Origin of the sequence: Arthrobacter pascens (genome assembly GCF_017052465.1) — a bacterium.
Classification (GTDB): domain Bacteria; phylum Actinomycetota; class Actinomycetes; order Actinomycetales; family Micrococcaceae; genus Arthrobacter; species Arthrobacter pascens.
The window spans coordinates 1-20,809 of the sequence record NZ_JAFHKT010000116.1 but is presented as its reverse complement, the minus strand read 5'-3'; the positions used below and the strand labels follow the sequence as shown (position 1 = coordinate 20,809).

The 20,809-nt window shown below is 65.5% G+C and carries 15 protein-coding genes; 12 read left to right on the top strand and 3 right to left on the bottom strand.

Going from position 1 to position 20,809, the window contains the following annotated elements; genetic code table 11:
* Positions 1-2: 2 nt before the first annotated feature.
* Positions 3-572, bottom strand: a complete 570-nt coding sequence (locus tag JYA52_RS05845; RefSeq protein ID WP_205652300.1) for a hypothetical protein — start codon at positions 570-572, stop codon at positions 3-5.
* A gap of 327 nt (positions 573-899) precedes the next feature.
* Here JYA52_RS05845 and JYA52_RS05840 point away from each other — a divergent pair, with 327 nt between their 5' ends.
* The 6 genes from JYA52_RS05840 to rlmB all read left to right on the top strand — a co-directional run bounded on the left by JYA52_RS05840 (position 900) and on the right by rlmB (position 5,852).
* Complete coding sequence (locus JYA52_RS05840) at positions 900-1,382, top strand: CarD family transcriptional regulator (RefSeq protein ID WP_026266570.1); 483 nt, start codon at positions 900-902, stop codon at positions 1,380-1,382.
* Positions 1,383-1,532: 150 nt separating this feature from the next.
* Positions 1,533-2,315 (top strand): 2-C-methyl-D-erythritol 4-phosphate cytidylyltransferase, encoded by a 783-nt coding sequence (ispD, locus tag JYA52_RS05835; RefSeq protein ID WP_205652263.1) that lies wholly within the window; start codon positions 1,533-1,535, stop codon positions 2,313-2,315.
* 4 nt (positions 2,316-2,319) lie between these two features.
* Complete coding sequence (ispF, locus tag JYA52_RS05830) at positions 2,320-2,838, top strand: 2-C-methyl-D-erythritol 2,4-cyclodiphosphate synthase (protein ID WP_205652262.1); 519 nt, start codon at positions 2,320-2,322, stop codon at positions 2,836-2,838.
* 87 nt (positions 2,839-2,925) lie between these two features.
* Positions 2,926-3,252 carry a hypothetical protein gene (locus JYA52_RS05825; protein ID WP_205652261.1) on the top strand — a complete coding sequence of 109 codons (327 nt, stop codon included), beginning with the start codon at positions 2,926-2,928 and terminating at the stop codon, positions 3,250-3,252.
* A 57-nt stretch (positions 3,253-3,309) separates the two neighbouring features.
* The gene (gene cysS, locus JYA52_RS05820) at positions 3,310-4,764 is read left to right on the top strand and encodes a cysteine--tRNA ligase (protein WP_205652260.1); all 1,455 of its coding nucleotides are present in this window, start codon (positions 3,310-3,312) and stop codon (positions 4,762-4,764) included.
* Between the two features lie 92 nt (positions 4,765-4,856).
* Positions 4,857-5,852 (top strand): 23S rRNA (guanosine(2251)-2'-O)-methyltransferase RlmB, encoded by a 996-nt coding sequence (gene rlmB, locus JYA52_RS05815; RefSeq protein WP_205652259.1) that lies wholly within the window; start codon positions 4,857-4,859, stop codon positions 5,850-5,852.
* A gap of 297 nt (positions 5,853-6,149) precedes the next feature.
* Here the strand turns inward: rlmB and JYA52_RS05810 are convergent, their stop codons facing one another.
* Positions 6,150-6,959 (bottom strand): carbon-nitrogen hydrolase family protein, encoded by an 810-nt coding sequence (locus JYA52_RS05810; protein WP_205652258.1) that lies wholly within the window; start codon positions 6,957-6,959, stop codon positions 6,150-6,152.
* 113 nt (positions 6,960-7,072) lie between these two features.
* Between JYA52_RS05810 and glgX the strand changes: the two genes are divergently transcribed.
* The 3 genes from glgX to JYA52_RS05795 are packed head-to-tail and all read left to right on the top strand — an operon-like array spanning position 7,073 to position 10,029.
* Entirely contained in the window at positions 7,073-9,181 is a 2,109-nt protein-coding gene (glgX, locus tag JYA52_RS05805) for a glycogen debranching protein GlgX (protein WP_205652257.1), read from the top strand.
* 25 nt (positions 9,182-9,206) lie between these two features.
* A complete protein-coding gene (locus tag JYA52_RS05800; protein ID WP_205652256.1) occupies positions 9,207-9,668 on the top strand; it encodes a guanyl-specific ribonuclease in 462 nt (153 codons plus the stop codon).
* Between the two features lie 4 nt (positions 9,669-9,672).
* Complete coding sequence (locus tag JYA52_RS05795) at positions 9,673-10,029, top strand: barstar family protein (RefSeq protein WP_205652255.1); 357 nt, start codon at positions 9,673-9,675, stop codon at positions 10,027-10,029.
* A gap of 32 nt (positions 10,030-10,061) precedes the next feature.
* Here JYA52_RS05795 and glgP read toward each other — a convergent pair whose 3' ends face one another.
* The gene (gene glgP / locus JYA52_RS05790; protein ID WP_205652254.1) at positions 10,062-12,680 is read right to left on the bottom strand and encodes an alpha-glucan family phosphorylase; all 2,619 of its coding nucleotides are present in this window, start codon (positions 12,678-12,680) and stop codon (positions 10,062-10,064) included.
* A 131-nt stretch (positions 12,681-12,811) separates the two neighbouring features.
* Here glgP and JYA52_RS05785 point away from each other — a divergent pair, with 131 nt between their 5' ends.
* From JYA52_RS05785 to JYA52_RS05775, 3 genes are read left to right on the top strand one after another with little or no spacing between them, the layout of a single operon-like run.
* The gene (locus tag JYA52_RS05785; protein WP_205652253.1) at positions 12,812-14,884 is read left to right on the top strand and encodes an alpha-1,4-glucan--maltose-1-phosphate maltosyltransferase; all 2,073 of its coding nucleotides are present in this window, start codon (positions 12,812-12,814) and stop codon (positions 14,882-14,884) included.
* 5 nt (positions 14,885-14,889) lie between these two features.
* Entirely contained in the window at positions 14,890-16,686 is a 1,797-nt protein-coding gene (gene treS / locus JYA52_RS05780; RefSeq protein ID WP_205652252.1) for a maltose alpha-D-glucosyltransferase, read from the top strand.
* Between the two features lies 1 nt (position 16,687).
* Positions 16,688-20,443: a 1,4-alpha-glucan branching enzyme gene (locus JYA52_RS05775; RefSeq protein ID WP_205652251.1), complete on the top strand. Its 3,756-nt coding sequence runs from the start codon at positions 16,688-16,690 to the stop codon at positions 20,441-20,443.
* Positions 20,444-20,809: the final 366 nt, after the last annotated feature.

The following is a 20,809-nucleotide window of genomic DNA, read 5'->3' as shown; positions in this document are numbered from 1 at the left end:
TGTTAGTGGCCGCCGGTGGCCGGCGCCGTGCTCTCGTGGGACGTGCCGGTCTCGTGGGATGTGGCGGTCTCGCTCGGTGTCGGGGCGGGGGTGCTGCCCTCCGGAAGGTACGCCTGGTATTCCTTGAGCGTGCCGTCCACAACGGGCACCTTGACGGTCTTGTTCACGTTGGTGCCGTCCTCGGTGACCTTGATGTCTACGAGGGACCCCGGCTTGCCGCCCGCGGTGCTCAGGATGGCGGCGTCGGTGGAGTCGTTGAGCAGCGTGTAGGAGTTCTTCGCGACGGAAACCTCGGTCTGGGATCCTTCGGCTCCGCTCAGCGTGACCTTGACGTCCTTGGACGAGGAGTTGTACACGGCGCCGATCAGACGGCCCGGCTGCTTCTCGTCCGCGGCGACGATGAGCATGTTCCGCAGTTCCAGGGGTCCGACGTCGGAGCGCGTTCCGTCCGACGCGGCATACTGCTCGGAGGTCTGCTGCGCGTTGATGTAGCCGCAGCCCGTCAGGGCGAGCAGTCCCACGCTCAGGGCGGCAGCCGCCATTGCCAACTTGCCGCGCTGGCCCCGGTTCATCGCAGTGAAACGCACGTCACGCACTCCTAGAAAGTCTTGAAACAGTTTTCAGCCATAGCCTATCGGCAAACGGGTCCAAACGAGGATTCGGCCGGTACACAATAGTGCCCATTTCGGGGGCCCCTCGGGCTGCCTCGGGGTTCCCTGGCTACCCGTGCGTAGCGCTTGTCCGCGCGTGGGGGATGCACTATTATCCGCGTTCGTCAAGGGGTCTGAGGGGCCGATTCGGCCCATTTTCCGCGTATTCTCGCGGTTCCCGGCCCCGATCCATGCCAGTCGTATGCCCTAATCGTGATAAACTGGTCTGCGGGAAAGGGGAAAGTCCACATGGTTTTTGAGGTCGGCGAGACAGTAGTTTACCCTCACCACGGTGCAGCAAAAATTGAAGAAATCAAGATGCGCACCGTCAAGGGCGAAGAGAAGATGTATCTCAAGCTCAAGGTGGCTCAGGGTGATCTGACCATTGAAGTTCCAGCAGAGAACGTTGACCTCGTTGGGGTACGCGACGTAGTGGGCAAGGAAGGTTTGGAGCACGTATTCGATGTGCTCCGTGCCGAGTTCACTGAAGAGCCCACCAACTGGTCGCGTCGTTACAAGGCAAATCTGGAGAAGCTTGCTTCCGGTGACGTCATCAAGGTTGCAGAGGTCGTCCGCGACCTGTGGCGCCGGGATCACGATCGGGGCCTTTCCGCAGGTGAGAAGCGAATGCTGGCCAAGGCACGTCAGATTCTGATTTCAGAATTGGCTTTGGCTGAGAAGACCGACGAAGAGAAGGCTGCAAGCGTTCTCGACGAGGTCTTGGCTTCCTGAGAATTGAACCCCGGTGGCAGAGTGCCGCCGGGGTTTCTTTTGCCCAAAATTCCCGGCTAAGCAGCGGCACACGCTGCTCTGGGCGCCCAAAACGGCGTGTGCCGCCCCCAGTTGGGCGGGGCGAGGCGGCCGGGACGTAGGCTTGTCCGCATGAACGATGCACCCAGACGACCTGTTACCGCAGTGATCCTCGTCGCCGCCGGTTCCGGGCAGCGCCTTGGCTACGGCATGCCCAAGGCGGCCGTGCCGCTGGGCGGCGAACCCATCCTGCTGCACGCCCTCCGCGGCATCGTCGCGGCCGGCGTGGCCAGCCAGGTCTGTGTTGCGCTGCCCGAGGGCGAAACCGGACTGCGGCAGCTGATCGAGGACTTCAGGCTGGAGCTGGCGGATGGCGGGCCGCTGCTGACAACGGTCGACGGCGGAGCCACCCGGGCGGATTCCGTCCGGTCGGCGCTGGCCGCCCTGGAGGACGGCACCGAGGCCGTGCTCGTGCATGATGCCGCCCGCGCCCTGGCGCCGGAGTCTGTCTTCCACCGGGTGGCGCAGGCGCTGGCCAACGGAGCCTCGGCCGTTATCCCGGTCATCCCGGTGGTGGACACCGTCAAAACTGTTGCCGCCACCGACGGCAGTGACTCCGACATCGCGCCGGAGATTGTCACCGGCACAGTGTCGCGGCAGGAGCTCCGCTCGGTCCAGACACCGCAGGGCTTCAGCGTGGACACGTTGAAGGCCGCCCACGAGGCTGCCCTCGCGTTCGATGAAGACCGGGCCGCGGCCGTCACCGACGACGCCATGCTGGTGGAGCTCCTCGGTGTCCCGGTGCATGCCGTGCGCGGGGCGAGCCAGTCCCTGAAAATCACCACGCCGCTGGACCTCATCATTGCCGAGGGCCTCCTCGAAGGGCCCCTGGGTGTCCGCTGGGTGGAGGGCTGACAGGATGGCTTCAGAGAACCACAAGGAATCCGCCCGGCCGGTCCTGCCCCGGACCGGCATCGGCATCGACGTCCATGCTTTCGCCCCGGAGAGCGATCCCCGGCCGCTATGGCTCGGGGGTTTGTTCTGGGACAACGAACGGGGCCTCGCCGGTCATTCCGACGGCGATGCCGTGGCCCACGCCGCAGCCGATGCACTCTTCTCCGCCTGCGGGATCGGTGACCTCGGCACGCACTTCGGCACCGACCGTCCGGAGCTGGCGGGCGCCTCCGGGGTCACCCTGCTGGCCGAAGCGGCGCGGATAGTGCGGGCCGCCGGCTTTGAGATCGGCAATGTGGCGGTGCAGCTCGTGGCGAACCGCCCCAAGTTCGGACCGCGCCGCGAAGAGTCGCAGCGCGTCCTGACAGAGGCCGCCGGCGCTCCGGTCAGCGTTTCGGCCACCACGAGCGACGGACTCGGCTTCACCGGCCGGGGCGAGGGGATCTCCGCCGTGGCCACTGCCCTCGTCTACCCGTCGTCCTGACCACCGCAGGCGCAATCGCCTACGCTGGAACAGGACCGGCGGCGCGCCCGCCGGCACGATCTGTACCGCAACACCAGGAGACCTCCCGTGAAAAAGCTGCTTCCCGCCGTCGTGATTGCCTGCCTGTTGCTTTCAGGCTGCGGCGGTACGCCCAGGATGAGCGTGGGCGAGAGCTGCACCTTCCTCAATAGCGACACGTTCAAACCCACCGGAAACCAGCAGCAGCAGGCAGAGCAGATCGCCAAGCACTACGAGGAGGTTGCCGACAAGGTGGCCGAGGAAGTCGCCGATCCGATCCGGAAGATGGCCGACATCATGAAGCAGGTCGCCGGCACATCACTCGGGAACAAGAGCGCGGAGCAGGTCGCCGAGCTCACCAGGCAGAACAACAGGATCGGCGATGTCTGCAAGTAGACGGAAGCGCGTAAGCGGGAAGTAAGCGGGGACAGAGGCATCGGCTAATCTGGAGCGGTGACCCTCCGCTTTTACGACACTGCATCCGCCGAAGTCCGCGACTTCGTTCCCCTGGTACCGGGCAAGGTAAGCCTGTATTACTGCGGCGCCACGGTGCAGGGCATGCCGCATGTGGGGCACATCCGCTCCGCCATCGCCTTCGACCAGCTCACGCGCTGGCTTGAGTACCGAGGGTTCCGCGTCACCGTCGTCCGGAACGTCACCGACATCGACGACAAGATCCTCGCCAAGTCCGAGGCATCCTTTCACCCGGACTTCGAGCACGAACCGGACACCGTACCGGAAGAGGAATGGTGGGCCCTGGCCTACCGGTACGAGCAGGAGTTCCTCAAGGCCTACGACGCCCTCGGTGTCTCCCGGCCCACCTACGAACCCCGGGCGACGGGCCACATCCCCGAGATGCACGCCCTCATCCAGCAGCTGATCGACCGCGGCCACGCCTACCCGGCGCCGGACGGCTCGGGCGACGTCTACTTCGACGTGCGCTCGTGGAACAAATACGGCTCGCTCACCCGGCAGAAGATCGACGACATGCAGGGGGCCACTGACGCTGACCCCCGCGGCAAGAAGGACCCGCGGGACTTCGCGCTGTGGAAGGGGCACAAGGAGGGCGAGCCGACGACGGCAAGCTGGGTTTCGCCGTGGGGCGCCGGCCGCCCCGGCTGGCACCTCGAATGCTCCGCGATGGTCACCAAGTACCTCGGCACCGAATTCGACATCCACGGCGGCGGGCTGGATCTGCGCTTCCCGCACCACGAGAACGAGATGGCCCAGTCGCAGGCCGCCGGCCACCCCTTCGCCAACTTCTGGATGCACAACGGCATGGTCACCTATCAGGGCGAGAAGATGTCCAAGTCAGTCGGCAACACCGTCAGCCCGGCTGAAATGCTGGAACTCGCCCCGCCCCGCGTGGTCCGCTACTACCTCGGCCAGGCGCAGTACCGCTCTGTGCTGGACTACCAGCCGACGTCCCTGCAGGAAGCCACCGCCGCCGTCGAACGCATCGACGGCTTCATCGCGAGGGCTGTACGGGCGCTGTCGGCGGACGGCTCCCTGCTCTTCGGCAGCCACGGCACGGTGCCGGACGCGTTCGCCGCCGCCATGGACGATGACCTCAACGTGCCGCAGGCCCTCGCGTCGCTGCACGACACCGTCCGGGCCGGTAATTCAGCGCTCACCGCCGGCGACTTCGCGGCGGCACGGCAGGCGCTCACCAGCGTGACCGACATGCTCCGCGTCCTGGGAATCAGCGACGCCGCGCAGCCCGCCGTCGACGATCAGGCCACCTCCGCCCTCGGAACTCTCGTGGAGGCGCAGCTCGCCGCCCGCGCCGATGCCCGAGCCCGGAAGGACTGGGCCGCCTCGGACGCCATCAGGGACGCGCTCTCGGCCGCCGGCGTCGTGGTTGAAGACGGCGCGGACGGCGCCACGTGGAGCCTTCAGCGCGGCTGATTCCTCCGGCAGCGACCCGCCCCGGTCAGCGATTTAACTTGAGTCAGTAGACTGGAGTTCAGACGTACTCAATACAACCAAGGGTGGAACTCATGGCCAACAACGGTCGCCCGGGCGCAATCCGCAAGCTCAAGAAGGGCCCCACCACCGGAACCGGTGGCCACGGCCGCAAGGCACTCGAAGGCAAGGGGCCAACCCCCAAGGCCGAAGACCGCCCGTATCACAAGGCCTACAAGAACAAGCAGCTCTCCGAGCGCTCCGAGGCCAAGCGCTCCGGCGGCGGCGGCCGCAGCGCCGGTGCACGGTCGGGCCCGAAGGGCCGCGCCACTGAGGAAGTAGTCACGGGCCGGAACTCTGTCGTGGAGGCGCTCCGCGCCGGGATCCCGGCGAAGGCACTGCACGTGGCCATCCGGATCGAGATGGACGACCGCGTCAAGGAATCCCTCAAACTCGCTGCCGAACGCGGCATCCCGCTGCTGGAAACCGGCAAGCCCGAGCTCGACCGGATGACCGACGACGCCGTGCACCAGGGCCTCGTGCTGCAGATCCCGCCGTACGAATACCAGGACGCCTACGATCTCGCTGAACAGACCGTGGACCGCTGGAAGAAGGGGCACGTCTCGAACGCACCCCTCTTTGTCGCCCTCGACGGCATTACGGATCCCCGCAACCTGGGCGCGATCATCCGCTCGGTGTCCGCATTCAGCGGCCACGGCGTCATCGTCCCCGAGCGCCGCTCCGTGGGTGTCACGGCCTCCGCCTGGAAGACCAGCGCCGGCGCGGCCGTCCGCGTGCCCGTGGCTCGTGCGTCGAACCTGAACAACGCCCTGAAGCAGTTCAAGAACATGGGCATCTTCGTTTTGGGGCTCGACGGCGACGGCGACGTTTCCCTGCCGGACCTCACCCTGGCCACCGAGCCGGTCTGCATCGTGGTCGGTTCAGAAGGCAAGGGCCTCAGCCGGCTGGTCCGCGAGAACTGCGACCAGATCGTCTCGATCCCGATCGACTCCGCCATGGAATCGCTCAACGCCTCCATGGCCGTCGGTATCTCCCTCTACGAAGTGTCCCGCCAGCGCGCAACGAAGTAGAACCCTCCCGGGTGGTGTCCGCCGTCGACGGCTAGCGGGAACGGCACCCTCTGGTCGTCGAGCCTGTCGAGACGCTCCCTCACCTTTCGCTGGATAGATGAGAACCCTCCCGCAGTTTTTGCAGGAGAACGGGAAACCCTCCCGCACTTCTTGCCGGAAAACGGGAAACCCTCCCGCAGTTCATCATTTGCGGGAGGGTTTCCGTTTAAGTTGCGGGAAGTGCGGGAGGGTTTCCGTTAGGTTGTGGGAAGTGCGGGAGGGTCATCCTTGGGTGCGGAAGCTGCGCTCAGCGCCTGCCTAGAACGAGCGGCGGTTGGCCAGGACGGGCAGCCTGGTTTGGGCTTCCTTGACGACGGCGGGATCGAGGTCGGCGAACAACAGGCCGGCGGCGCCGTCGAGCTCTGCCAGCACCTCACCGAACGGCGAGACGACGGCGGAGTGCCCAACTCCGGTGGGCGCTACGCCGCGCGGTTCGATGCCCTCGGTGGCAGGGTCACCTTGGCCGCAGGCAAGCACATAGGTCGTGGTGTCGATGGCGCGGGCACGGGCCAAAAGCTTCCACTGGTCCACCTTGCCCGGGCCGGAACCCCAGGACGCGCAAATGATGTTGGCAACGGCTCCGCGGTCGGCATTTGCGGTGAAGAGGGACGGGAACCGGATGTCGTAGCAGGTGGCCAAGCCGAAGGTGAGACCGCCGGCGTCGAACGTCACAGGCCCCCTTCCGGCGTCCACGGTATCCGACTCAAGGAAGCCGAACGCGTCGAACAGATGCACCTTGTCGTAGCTTGCTTCGACGCCCGGGCCGGTCACGAGCAGCGTGTTCCGGACCTTGCCGCCTCCTGCCGCGGACGCCGCACCGGGGGTGAACATACCGGCGACGATGACGATGCCCAGCTCGGCAGCAATGGAACGGACCCGGTCCGCCCAAGGTCCATCGAGCTGCTCAGCGATGCCGATCAGCGGATTTCCAAACGCGCGCATGGTGGCCTCGGGGAAAACAACCAGTTCGGCGCCGCCTTCCTTGGCCCGGCGGGCGTACTCCGCAACCAGGACCAGGTTGCCCTCCACGTCCCGACCGGTGATGATCTGGGCCAGTGCAATCTTCACAAATACCTCCACCTCGGTGCCTTATTCCGGTCGGCAGCGGCGCCGCCACGTTAGCGAAACGTCACACGCCGGAATAGAACGGCTTTTAGAACGTGACAGTTAAGCTTTAATCGATGGTAATGCCCTTAGTAGACACAGCCTCCGCAGTAGACGCCTCCCGGGCGTTGCCCCTCGGCGTAAGTACTCTCCGCCCGGGGCCGGCCGCTGACGGCTCCTCCGGCGGAACTAACGTGGCGGTCTATGCTCCCGGTGTACGGACCCTGGAGATCGCCTACCAGGCACCGGGCGGCAGTTGGCGCATCCAGACCCTGCCGAACGTCACCGACGGCGTCCATCACGGCATTGTCGAGGGCCTCCCCATCGGCTCGCGCTACGGCTTCCGTGCCGCCCCCGATGCCGAGGTCCTTCCGCTCTCGGTCCCCACAGTGGATTTCGACGACGGCGAGCGGCACCCGCTGCTGCTCGATCCCTATGGGCGGGCGGTGGACCAGCGCGGGGACCTGCTCACCAGCGTGAGGATGTCAAGCGACTTCGACTGGGGATCCGACGACAGGCTGCACACCCCGTGGCGGGACACCATCATCTACGAGGCACACGTCCGTGGGCAGAGCATGCTGCACCCGGACATCCCGGAGGCGCTGCGCGGCACCTACGCCGGCATGGCCCACCCTGCGATGATTGAGCACCTCACCGGCCTTGGAATTACTGCGGTGCAGCTGCTGCCGGTCCATTTCCACCTCGACGAGCCGCACCTTCAGAACCTGGGCCTGACAAATTACTGGGGCTACAACACCGCCGCGTTCTTTGCCCCGCACCCCGCATATGCAACGCAGTCTGCGCAGGAGTCCGGGCCGCAGGCGGTGCAGGATGAGTTCAAGGGCATGGTCAAGCTCCTGCACGCCGCCGGCATCGAGGTCATCCTGGACGTGGTCTACAACCACACCGCCGAAGGCGGGCCGGACGGAAACACTGTCTGTTTCCGAGGGCTGGGGGAGGAGAAGTACTACCGCACGGACGGCAACGGCAGGTACATCGATACCACCGGCTGCGGGAACACACTCAACTTTGGCGAGCCGCGCGTCGTGCAGCTCGTGCTGGATTCGCTCCGGTACTGGGTGGATGAATTCCACGTGGACGGCTTCCGTTTCGACCTCGCCGTGACGCTCTGCCGGAACGCCGCCAATGAGTTTGATCCGAACCACCCCTTCCTGAAGGCAGTTGCTGCCGATGCGGTACTGTCGCGGGTCAAGCTCATAGCCGAACCCTGGGACGTAGGGTACGGGGGCTGGCAGACCGGCCGCTTCCCGGGCGGCTGGGTTGACTGGAACGACCACTACCGCGATGCCATGCGTTCGTTCTGGCTCGCCGACCGCGCGGCCATCGAGGCCGGCGGCCACGGCGGCTCGGTGGCCCGGCTGGCAGATGCCATGTCCGGTTCCGCCAGCCTCTTCGAACCGTCAGGCCGCTCCAGGCTGGCCTCGCTGAACTTCATCACGGCCCATGACGGATTCACCATGGCCGACCTTGTGTCCTACGACCGCAAGCACAACGAGGCCAACGGGGAACAGAACCGGGATGGGCACGGCGACAACCGCAGCTACAACCACGGCCTTGAAGGCCCGACCGAGGACGAAACCATCCTTGCCCGGCGGGCTCAGACCCAGCGGAACCTGATGGCCTCGCTGATGATCTCCCTCGGGGTCCCCATGATCACGGCCGGCGATGAACTGGGCCGCACCCAGCAGGGCAACAACAATGCCTACTGCCAGGACAACCCGCTCGCCTGGCTTGACTGGACCAGCACGCCAGAATCGCACGCCATGCTCCGGAGCACCAAGCGTGTCATCCGGCTGCGCAAGGAATTCCTTGCCGGGCAGCCGCATGACTATCCGGTGCGGGACGCGCTGTCGTACCTGTTTTGGTATGACCAGAATGGCGAGCCGATGACCATGGAACGGTGGAACGATCCCAGGCATCGGGTGGTGCAGCTGCTGTTGGGCTCGGACGATGGGCAGATGGCCGGTCTGATTGTGGTCAACGGCGGCCGGGAAGATATCCAGGTCGCCCTTCCCCAGGCGGTCAACGACGACGGCACAGCCAAGCGGCTGTTCGAACTGCGCCTGACCACATCCGACCTCCATGACCAGCGCCAGGGTTTCGAGGTGGCGTCCGGCGAGCGGGACGTCGTGCAGGCCAACACCATCAACATCTACCGCACCTAGCACCACCGGACGGGAAAGCGTGAACATGCGCAGGTTGTTGGCAGCCGTGGTGCTGGTGGTGCTGCTGGGAGTGGCGCTCGTCGTGTCCAGCGGGCTGCAGCCGCAGCCGGGCGGTCCCGCCCCGGCGGAATCCGGGACGGCGGCACCGTCCTCGCGCGCACCTTCGGCAACGGCAGAGGTCAGTGCGGTTCCCAACCCCTCAGGCCTGGCCACCATCCGGGAATCGCAGCTTCCCGCCGAAGGCCGCAGAACCCTCGCGCTCATCCGCCGGGGCGGGCCGTACCCTTACGAGCGCGACGGCGTGACGTTCGGAAACTTTGAGCGGATCCTGCCGCGGAAATCCGGCGGATATTACCGCGAGTACACTGTCCCCACACCCGGTGAATCCGACCGCGGCGCCCGCAGAATCGTGGCGGGCAAGGCGGGCGAAAAATACTACACGGCAGACCACTACGGGTCGTTCAAGTTCATAGCAGAGGGCAAATAGCGCAATGAAGATCTATTCCGCAGACACGTGGACCGTCGAGGAACTGACTGACCAGGTCGCCGACGCCGGCCGCCGCAGCCTCGTGGTCCCGGCGGCCGATTCCAGGAAGGAAGTGCTGGCCACCTTCGGCGAAGCACTGGAATTCCCGGAACACTACGGCGTTAACCTGGACGCACTCAACGACTCACTGCACGACTTCGCGGACGCCATCTCCGACAACGGAGAGGAGCCCCTCACGGTCATCTGGCAGGTGCCGGCAGCCTTCCGCAGCGACAGGTCCTTCGGCATCATCTGCGAAATCCTCCAGGACGCCGAAAGCTACGCCGGGAAGGACCTGGCCGTCATCGCGGTGCTCCTGTAGCCGAGGATGGCTGAGCTGCGGCGCCACCCGGCTTAGGCGTTGACGATCAGTCCCAGCTCCGCCTTGGATGCCAGCGCATCGTGCTTGGGCAGCACGCGCACCGTGTAGCCGAAGGACCCGGAGCGGTCGATCACGATGGAGCCTGTGAACAAGTAGCGGCCGTTGCCGAGTTCGTCCTTCGGATCAAGCTCTACAAGGGTCACGTTGGCGAGTTCATCGCTCTCCTCGGCCTGCCCGTAGGCGACTTCCACAGCCACGTCCTGGGGCGTCAGGGTGTGCAGTCCCACGTAGGCATTGACTTCGAGGGTGTCGCCGATCTGCGGATCCTCGGACACGCCCAGGGAATCCACATGCTCCACGTGGAGCTGGGGCCAGGCTGCACGGACCTTGGAGGTCCACGCCGCGAGTTCCTTGGCCTGGCTGAAGGAGGACGCCACAGCGTGCCGGCCGGAGATCGCAGCCGGCCGGTAGAGCACGTTGACATAGTCCTGGAGCATGCGCTCGGCGGAGACGGCCGGGCCCAAGTGAGCGAGCGTGTGCTTGATCATGGACACCCAGTGCGTGGGGATCTTCTCGTGGCCGGTGGCGGACGGTCCGGCAGCCCCGGCCGCCTCGGAAACCGTGTTGCCATAGAAGCGCGGCGCCACCTGCGTCTCGAGCAGTTCGTACAGGGCGGCTGCCTCGATGTCGTCGCGTTCGTCCGCTGAAGCACCGTTGTTGGCGGTCGGAATCGCCCAGCCGTTTTCGCCGTCGTACATCTCATCCCACCAGCCGTCGAGCACCGAAAGGTTGAGGGAGCCGTTGATGGCCGCCTTCATGCCGGACGTGCCGCAGGCTTCCAGCGGGCGCAGCGGGTTGTTAAGCCAGACGTCGCATCCCGGGAACAGGGTGCGGGCCATGGCGATGTCGTAGTTGGGGAGGAACACGATGCGGTGACGGACCTTGGGGTCATCCGTGAAGCGCACCAGGTCCTGGATCATCTTCTTCCCCGCGTCGTCCGCGGGGTGGGACTTGCCGGCAATGACCAGCTGGATGGGGTGCTCCTTGTGCAGCAGCAAGGCCTTGAGCCGTTCCGGTTCGCGCAGCATCAGGGTCAGCCGCTTGTACGTGGGCACACGCCGGGCGAAGCCGATGGTCAGGACGTCCGGATCCAGCACGGAGTCCGTCCACGCGAGCTCGGCATCCGCGGCGCCGCGCTTTTTCCACGCCGCGCGGAGCCTGCGCCGGACATCCTCCACGAGCGAGGCCCGCATTTCGCGCCGCAGGCCCCAGACCTCGGCGTCGCTGACGTTGTAGGCGAGGTCCCAGCGACCCATGGCTTCCGCTTCCGCGCCGAACCGTTCCCGGGCGAGCTTGGAAATCCTCGAATCTACCCACGTCGGCACGTGCACACCGTTCGTCACGGACGTGATGGGCACCTCCGAGTGATCGAATCCTGGCCAGAGGGCGGCGAACATGCCGCGGGACACTTCGCCGTGCAGCTTGGCCACACCGTTGGCGCGCTGCGCGAGGCGCAGGCCCATGACCGCCATGTTGAAGACGAACGGGTTGCCGTCGGCAAAGTTCTCGCGGCCCAGATCGAGGATGCGGGCAGTCGGCACGTCAGGCGCAAGCCCCGCCTCGAAGAAGTGCTGGATCTGTGCGGTTTCGAAGCGGTCGATGCCGGCCGGCACCGGCGTATGCGTGGTGAAAACCGTGGACGCGCGGCCCGCGGCCAGCGCTTCATCGAAGGTGAGTGCCTGATCACCGGCCATCAGTTCCTGGATCCGCTCGACCCCGAGGAAACCGGCATGGCCCTCATTGGTGTGGAACACCTCCGGGGCAGGGGTTCCGGTCAGCCGCTGGTAGACGCGCAGCGCCTTCACCCCGCCCATGCCCAGCAACAGCTCCTGCTGCAGGCGGTGGTCACCGCCGCCGCCGTAGAGGCGGTCGGTGATGCCGCGGGCGGCGTCGTCATTGCCCGGAACGTTGGAATCCAGCAGCAGCAGGGGAACGCGTCCGACGTCGGCACGCCAGATGTGCGCCGCAAGGCGCCGCCCGTTGGGCAGCGGCAGCGAAATTTCGATGGGCTTTCCGCTTCCGTCGGGGGACGGTTCGCGCAGCAGCGTCAGGGGCAGCCCATCCGGGTCAATGACCGGATACGTCTCCTGCTGCCAGGCGTCGCGGGACAAGGACTGCTTGAAGTAGCCTGCCTGGTACAGCAGGCCCACGCCGATCAGGGGAACGCCGAGGTCCGACGCTGCCTTGAGGTGGTCTCCGGCCAGGATGCCCAGGCCGCCGGAGTACTGCGGCAGCACCTCCGTGATGCCGAATTCGGGGGAGAAGTACGCGATGGAGGCGGGAGCGTCCTCGCCCAGGCCCTGGTACCAGCGCGGCTGCTCCAGGTACCGGTCCAGGTCGTCCGCCGCGGCGCGCACGCGGGCCACGACGTCCCGGTCCGTGGCCAGCCGATGCATTTCTTCGCGGCCCACCAGCCCGAGGAAGCTGACCGGATCGTTGCCGCATTCAGCCCACACCTTGGGGTTGAGTCCTTCAAAGAGTTCCCTGGTGGGCCGGTGCCAGGACCAGCGCAGGTTCGTGGCCAACCGGGCCAGCGGCCGGATCGGCTCGGGAAGAACGGTTCGGACGGTAAATCTGCGGATTGCCTTCACCTGCGCCACACTAATCGAGAAGATGAACGGCAGGAACCGGTTTCGATTACTTTCCGGTAAATGACGAATCAGTTCATTAATTAAGATCGCAGGCTTAGCAATGGCTTGCTTTTCTCGCTAATGTCGAGCCTGTGACGACTAACACGCGAACCAGTGCCCCAGCCAAGCAAACGTCCAAAGCTTCGATCGCGGATGGCCTTCGATTTGGTCGTTTCCCGATCACGAACGTTAAGCCGGTAGTCGAAGGGGGGAAGTTTCCCGCCAAGGCGCTCCCTGGCGAAGGAATCGTGGTCAGTGCACAGTCCTTCCGTGAAGGCCACGACCAGCTGGGCGTCAGTGCCGTCCTGCTGGACCCGACGGGCAAGGAGCGCCAGCGTGTGCGCCTCCAGCCCCCGCCCGGGGACCGCGGCAAGGGCACGGACCTGTGGGAAGGCATGCTCACGCCCGACGCCACGGGTAACTGGTCTTTCGTCATCGAGGCCTGGCACGACCGCTATGGCACCTGGCACCACAACGCCGAGGTCAAGGTGGAAGCCGGCATCGACGTCGAACTGATGCTGGACGAGGGGGCTGCCCTGCTGTCGCAGGCCGCCGAGGAGTCCTTCCGCAACTCCGCCGACCGGAACACGCTCAGGGCCGCCGTCGTGGGTCTGTCCGATACCTCCAAGTCCGCTGAGGAGCGTCTCGCTGCCGGGTTCGGCGCAGACGTAGTCGAGATCGTTGGCCGCGAGCCGATCCGGGAGCTGGTCACGGTTTCTGAACGTTTCCCGATCCTAGTAGAGCGGGACCTCGCCGGACGCGGTGCCTGGTACGAGTTCTTCCCCCGTTCCGAAGGCGCCGTCCGTAACCACGAGACCGGCGCCTGGACCTCCGGCAACTTCCAGACAGCGGCCAAGCGGCTGGAAGCTGTCGCGGACATGGGCTTCGACGTCATCTACATGCCGCCAATCCACCCCATCGGTGTCCAGCACCGAAAGGGCCCCAACAACACCCTGATCGCCGGTCCGAACGACCCCGGATCACCCTGGGCCATTGGGGCGAAGGAGGGCGGCCATGACGCCATCCACCCCGATCTCGGCACCTTCGAGGACTTCGATGCTTTCGTAGCCCGTGCCACGGAGCTGGGCCTCGAGGTGGCGCTGGACCTCGCCCTGCAGGCGGCGCCGGACCACCCGTGGGTCACGTCCCACCCGGAATGGTTCACCACCAGGGTGGACGGGAGCATCGCCTACGCCGAGAACCCTCCCAAGAAGTACCAGGACATCTACCCGCTCAACTTCGACAACGATCCCGAGGGCCTGTCCAAGGAAATCCTCCGCATCGTCCAGCTTTGGGTCAGCCACGGGGTGAAGATCTTCCGCGTGGACAATCCGCACACCAAACCGGTCTGGTTCTGGGAATGGCTGATCGCCAAGGTCAACAAGAAAAACCCCGAAGTCGTATTTCTGGCTGAGGCATTTACCCGGCCTGCCATGATGCACGCGCTGGGCCGAGCGGGCTTCCAGCAGTCGTACACGTACTTCACGTGGCGAAACACGAAGAAAGAACTGGAAGAGTACTTCCAGGAGGTCAGCCATGTCTCGCCGGCTTACTTCCGGCCGAACTTTTTCGTCAATACGCCGGACATCCTCACCGAGTACCTGCAGTACGGCGGGCCGGCGGCCTTCAAGATCCGTGCTGCGCTGGCTGCAACGGCCAGCCCGCTGTGGGGCGTCTACGCCGGCTTCGAACTGTACGAGCATGTGGCCCGGCCCGGCGCGGAGGAGTACATCGACAACGAGAAGTTCGAGTACAAGGCCAGGGACTGGGACGCTGCTGCCGCGTCCGGCCGGACCCTCGCCCCGTACCTGACCAGGCTCAACGAGATCCGCAAGGCACATCCGGCGCTGGGGGACCTGCAGAACCTGACCCTGCACCACAGCACGGATGACGCCACCATCGTGTACTCCAAGCACAAGACCCTGCCCGATGGCACCAAGGACACCCTCATCGTGGTAGTCAACGTGGACCCGCACAGCACCCGGGAAAGCACGGTGTCGCTGGATCTGGCCGCACTGCAGCTCGACCCGGACGACCTTACGCCGAACGGCGGCTTCAGGGTGGACGACCTGATCTCGGGCGAGACGTGGGAATGGGGGGAGTACAACTACGTCAGACTCGATGCCCACGTTGAACCTGCACACATACTGAACATCCGGAGGTAGCCTCAGTGAGTTTCAGCCCGCAGAACCCGTCACATCACTTCACTCCGAAGAGCACATTCGAGCTCAATGCGCCGGGATTGCAGCATGATCCACTGTGGTACAGGAAGGCGGTGTTCTATGAAGTGCTGGTCCGGGGCTTTGCGGATGCCAACGGCGACGGGTCGGGTGATTTCCACGGCCTGATCGAGAAGCTCGACTACCTGCAGTGGCTGGGCGTGGACTGCCTCTGGCTTCCGCCGTTCTTCCAGTCACCGCTTCGTGACGGCGGCTATGACATCTCCGACTACAACTCTGTGCTCGATGAGTTTGGCACCATCAGCGACTTCAAACGGCTCGTGGCCGAGGCCCACGCCCGCGGCGTCCGGGTGATCATCGACCTGCCGCTGAACCACACCTCGGACCAGCACCCCTGGTTCCAGGAGTCGCGCAAGGACCCGGACGGTCCGTTCGGCGACTTCTATGTGTGGAGCGACACCGATGAGAAGTACCAGGACGCCCGCATCATCTTCGTGGACACCGAGGAATCCAACTGGACGTTCGATCCCATCCGGCGGCAGTTCTTCTGGCACCGGTTCTTCAGCCACCAGCCTGACCTCAATTTCGAGAACCCCAAGGTCATCGACGCGCTGTTCGACGTCGTGCGGTTCTGGCTGGATCAGGGCATCGACGGATTCCGGGCCGACGCCATCCCGTATCTGTTCGAGGAGGAGGGCACCAACTGCGAAAACCTGCCCGCCACCCACGAGTTCCTCCGCAAGCTGCGGAAGATGGTGGATGAGAGCTACCCGGGCCGGGTCATCATCGCGGAGGCCAACCAGCCGCCCAACGAAGTGGTGGAGTACTTCGGCACCGAGGAAGAGCCGGAATGCCACATGGCCTTTCACTTCCCGATCATGCCGCGGCTGTACTACGCCCTGCGTGACCAGAAGGCTGCCCCCATCATCGAAACGATGCACGACACCCCGGACATCCCCGAGGGCGCTCAGTGGGGGACCTTCCTGCGGAACCACGACGAGCTCACGCTGGAAATGGTCACCTCCGACGAGCGCGCCGCCATGCTCGGCTGGTACGCGCCGGACCCCCGCATGCGGGCCAACATCGGCATCAGGCGCCGCCTGGCGCCGCTGCTGGACAACTCCAGGGCCGAGATCGAACTGATCAACGCCCTGCTGCTGTCGCTGCCGGGCAGCCCGTTCCTCTACTACGGCGACGAAATCGGCATGGGCGACAACATCTGGCTGGAAGACCGCGATGCCGTCCGCACTCCCATGCAGTGGAACCCTGACCGCAACGCCGGATTCTCCAACGCCGATCCGGGCAAGCTGTACCTCCCGGTGATCCAGTCGCTGGTCTACAACTACAGCATGGCCAATGTTGAGGCGGAGGCCGCGCACTCCGGGTCGCTGCTGCGCTGGACCCGGCAGATCCTGAGCGTCAGGCGGAACCACGCCGCGTTCGGCCTCGGCAGCTTCCGGCACGTCGAAGCCGACCACGAAGTGGTGCTGGCCTACCTGCGTGAACTTCCGGAAGGCAACACGGCCGGGGAACCAGCCGAAACCATCCTGTGCGCCTTCAACCTTTCGCAGCACCCGGTGGCGACGACGTTGAAGCTGCCGCAGTTCGCCGGCCGCGGCCTCCGCGATGTGTTCGGTGGCCAGACGTTCCCGGGAGTCGGCGAGGACGGGAACCTGACACTAACCCTTGGCAGCCACGATTTCTTCTGGCTCCGCGTACGGTCCGCCGCTTCCAACCCTGCATCCCCTTACACCCAGGCGATGCCCATCCTGTCCATTGAGGGCTGACATGACACAATCCACACTGACCCCGACGCTCCACGAGCTGCTGCGCCAGTGGCTGCCAAGCCAGCGCTGGTTCCCGGTAAAGGCGGCCGCATTTTCGCTGACCCCGGTGGGCGGCTTCACCCTCAATGACTCCTCCGGTGAGGCAGGACTCGAGGTGGTCCTCGCCTCAGTGGTGTCCCAAACGGCCGACGGCGGCGGCCGCACCGATGTTGTCCAGGTGCCGCTCAGCTACCGCAGCACGCCGTTGGCTGCTGCCGGGCGCGCGCTCATCGGCGAAATCGACGACGCCGAACTGGGGCACCGCTGGATCTACGATGGCGTCCACGATCCGGTGTTCATCGCCGAATGGCTTGACCTCATGCGAACAGAGGGAGTCGCCTCGGGCGGGGCGGCCAGCGGGCACCTCCCGGGCGGCGGCCAGCCGCTGCCGAGCGCCGCCGGCACGGTCCGCGTCCTCTCTGGCGAACAGTCCAACACATCAGTGATTGCCGACGACGGCGTCTCCGCGGCCATCGTCAAGTTTTTTCGCGTGCTTTCGGCCGGCCGCAATCCGGAGGTGGAGGTCGGAGCTGCCCTGTCCGCAGCGCAGACCTCAGAGGTGCCGGCCACGCTCGGCTGGGTCACCGGCCAGTGGCTTCCGCAGCAGGCGGCGGCCACCGGTTCCGGACCGGACGCTGCCGTGGCACGCCCGGTGCAAGGCGAACTGGCCGTTGCCCACGAGTTCCTGGCCGGCGGACGGGACGCCTGGCGGCTTGCGGTCGATGCGGCCGCGGCAGGAACGGACTTCACGCAGGAAGCCCACGCCCTGGGCCACGCCACCGCGACGGTCCACCGGCGGCTCGCGGAAACCCTGGGTGTTTCCGCGGAGGCCGTCCCCGGCGGGGTCATTGCGCCCGGAGTAGCCCAGCGGGTGCGGCAGGCCTGGACGGAAGCCGGTCCCGCCGTCGGGCCCTATGAGAACGAACTGCACAGCCTCCTGACGCAACTGGAGGGGGCGCCGGCAGGTGCGCTGCAGCGCATCCACGGCGACCTTCACCTTGGCCAGATCCTCCAGGTGCCCGGCCGAAACGGCGGGCCGGACCGGTGGGCAATCCTCGATTTCGAGGGCGAGCCAATGCGGCCCATTTCGGAACGGAACTTTCCGGACGTCCCGCTGCGGGACGTGGTGGGCATGTTGCGCTCCTTCGACTATGCCGCCGGCGCCGCGGAACGCGAGAGCAGCGAAGCGCGGGTGCCCGAATCCTGGGTGGACGACTGCGCCGAGGCATTTCTGACCGGCTACTCCGAGGTCACTCCCGGCACCATAGACCGGAAGTCCCCGCTCTTTGTGGCATTGTGGCTGGACAAGGCGTTGTACGAAGTCGTGTATGAATTGCGCAACAGGCCGGACTGGCTAGCCATTCCTGTGACTGCGTCCAGGCGGCTCCTCAGCAGTAAAGGCCCCGGCGAATCGGCCGGAGCCGCAGCGGAAGGTAAGAAGATGACAGGCTCTGCACCTACAGATAGGCCCCATGCCCCCCTCCATGTGGATGCGAACACGCTCTCACGAGTGGCGGCCGGTGAGCATCACGCCCCACACTCCGTGCTGGGTGCGCATCTGGATAACTACGGCCACGTAACGATCCGTACCGTCAAGCACCTGGCCGAGGCGGTCACCGTGGTGACCGAAGCCGGTTCCGTGCCGATGACCCATGAGACCGACGGCGTCTGGGTCGCCGTGCTGGAGCCCCTGCAGGCCGGCCACGTGCCGGACTACCGGTTGGAAGTGGCCTACGAAGGCGCGGAACCCGTGACGGTGGACGAGCCGTACCGCTACCTCCCCACCGTGGGCGAAGTGGACCTGCACCTGATCGGCGAGGGCCGCCACGAGAAGCTGTGGGCCGTCCTGGGCGCCCATGTCCAGCACTACAAGTCTGCGCTGGGAGACGTCGACGGCGTGTCCTTCGCCGTGTGGGCCCCCAACGCCGAGGCAGTCCGCGTCAAGGGCGACTTCAACGCCTGGGACGGGCGGGAAAACTCCCTGCGATCACTGGGGTCCTCCGGCGTCTGGGAACTGTTCGTGCCCGGCGTTGCGGCTGGCGCGTGCTACAAATTCGAGATCAAGACCAAGGGCGGTTACTGGGTAGAGAAGGCCGACCCGCTGGCGTTCGGCACCGAGGTGCCGCCGCTGACTGCTTCCAGGGTTGTCGAGTCCCACTACCGGTTCGAGGACGCCGAGTGGATGAAGGCGCGCGCCGAGCGGGATCCGCACAACTCGCCCATGAGCGTGTACGAGGTCCACCTCGGATCCTGGCGCCTGGGGCTCAGCTACCGGGAACTCGCCAAGGAACTCGTCGAGTATGTGCAGTGGCTGGGCTTCAGCCATGTCGAGTTCATGCCGGTGGCCGAACACCCGTTCGGCGGCTCCTGGGGCTACCAGGTCACCTCCTACTTTGCGCCGACGTCACGCTTCGGGCACCCCGACGAGTTCCGCTACCTGGTGGATGCGCTCCACCAGGCGGGCATTGGGGTCATCCTGGACTGGGTGCCGGCACACTTCCCGAAAGACAACTGGGCGCTTGCCCAGTTCGACGGGCAGCCGCTGTACGAGCACGCCGATCCGAACCTGGGGGAGCACCCGGACTGGGGCACCCTGATCTTCGACTTCGGCCGCACCGAGGTCCGCAACTTCCTGGTGGCCAACGCGCTCTACTGGCTTGATGAGTTCCACATCGACGGTCTCCGGGTGGACGCAGTCGCCTCAATGCTGTACCTGGACTACTCGCGCGAGCACGGCCAGTGGCAGCCGAACCGCTTCGGCGGGCGCGAAAACCTGGAGGCCATCTCCTTCCTCCAGGAAACCAACGCCACCGTGTACAAGACCCATCCCGGTGCAGTCATGATTGCCGAAGAATCCACCGCCTTCCCCGGCGTCACAGGTCCCACCAGCCACGGCGGCCTCGGCTTCGGGCTCAAGTGGAACATGGGCTGGATGCACGATTCGCTCAAGTACGTCTCCGAGGATCCTGTCAACCGCAAGTGGCACCACGGGACAGTCACCTTCTCGATGGTCTATGCCTTCACCGAGAACTTCCTCCTCCCCATCAGCCATGACGAGGTTGTTCACGGCAAGGGTTCGATGCTCCGCAAGATGCCCGGCGACCGTTGGCAGCAACTGGCAAACCTGCGCGCCTTCCTCGGTTACCAGTGGGCGCACCCCGGCAAGCAGCTCATCTTCATGGGCACCGAATTCGGCCAGGAAGCAGAATGGTCCGAGCAGCACGGCCTTGACTGGTGGCTGGCGGACATCCCCGCCCACCGCGGGCTCCAGCTACTGACGAAGGACCTCAACGAGCTGTACAAGTCGACGCCGGCACTGTACTCACGGGACAACGAGCCCGGCGGTTTCCAGTGGATCAACGGAGCGGATGCGGACCGCAACGTCCTGACCTTCGTCCGGTGGGACACCGAGGGAAACCCCGTGGTTGTGGCGGTCAACTTCTCCGGAGGCCCGCACAAGGACTACGCACTCGGAGTACCGTCCGTGGGCGCCTGGACCGAAGTGCTCAACACTGATGCAGCGACCTACGGTGGCTCCGGGGTGCTCAACGACGGCGACCTGGCAGCGGAGGACGTGGCCATCGACGGCCAGCCCGCCACGTTGACGGTGACGCTGCCGCCGCTGGGCGTTGTTTACTTCAAGCCGGCCGGCACGAATGCCCAGACCCTGCCGGGCGGTTCGGCCAAGGCCGAGTTGCCGGAGACGACAGTGAGCTGACGGCACCCCTGGTTCTGACCAGGCTGCCGGAAGAGGCCCGGAATCCCCGTGATTCCGGGCCTCTTCCGTGCCTTCTGCAGGCGGGTTGGCTACCGGGAAAAGTAGTGGTAGAGTTTATTTCCGCGCCGCTCCCCGGAGTCGGTCGGTACAGCGACTAAGATGCCTCAGGTATCAGGGAGTCGCAGGAGCCGATTTGACTAGGGCGAAGCGAGCGGGTAAGTTTGGAAAGTTGCTCCGGAGCGATCCGCGACCGTTTGGTTGGTTGTGGTGGTGCCGGGTGTGTCTGTTGTTTGAGAACTCAATAGTGTGCCAAGTTTGTTGATACCGGTTTATTTTATATGAATTGGTTGATTTGCCGGGCTCGCC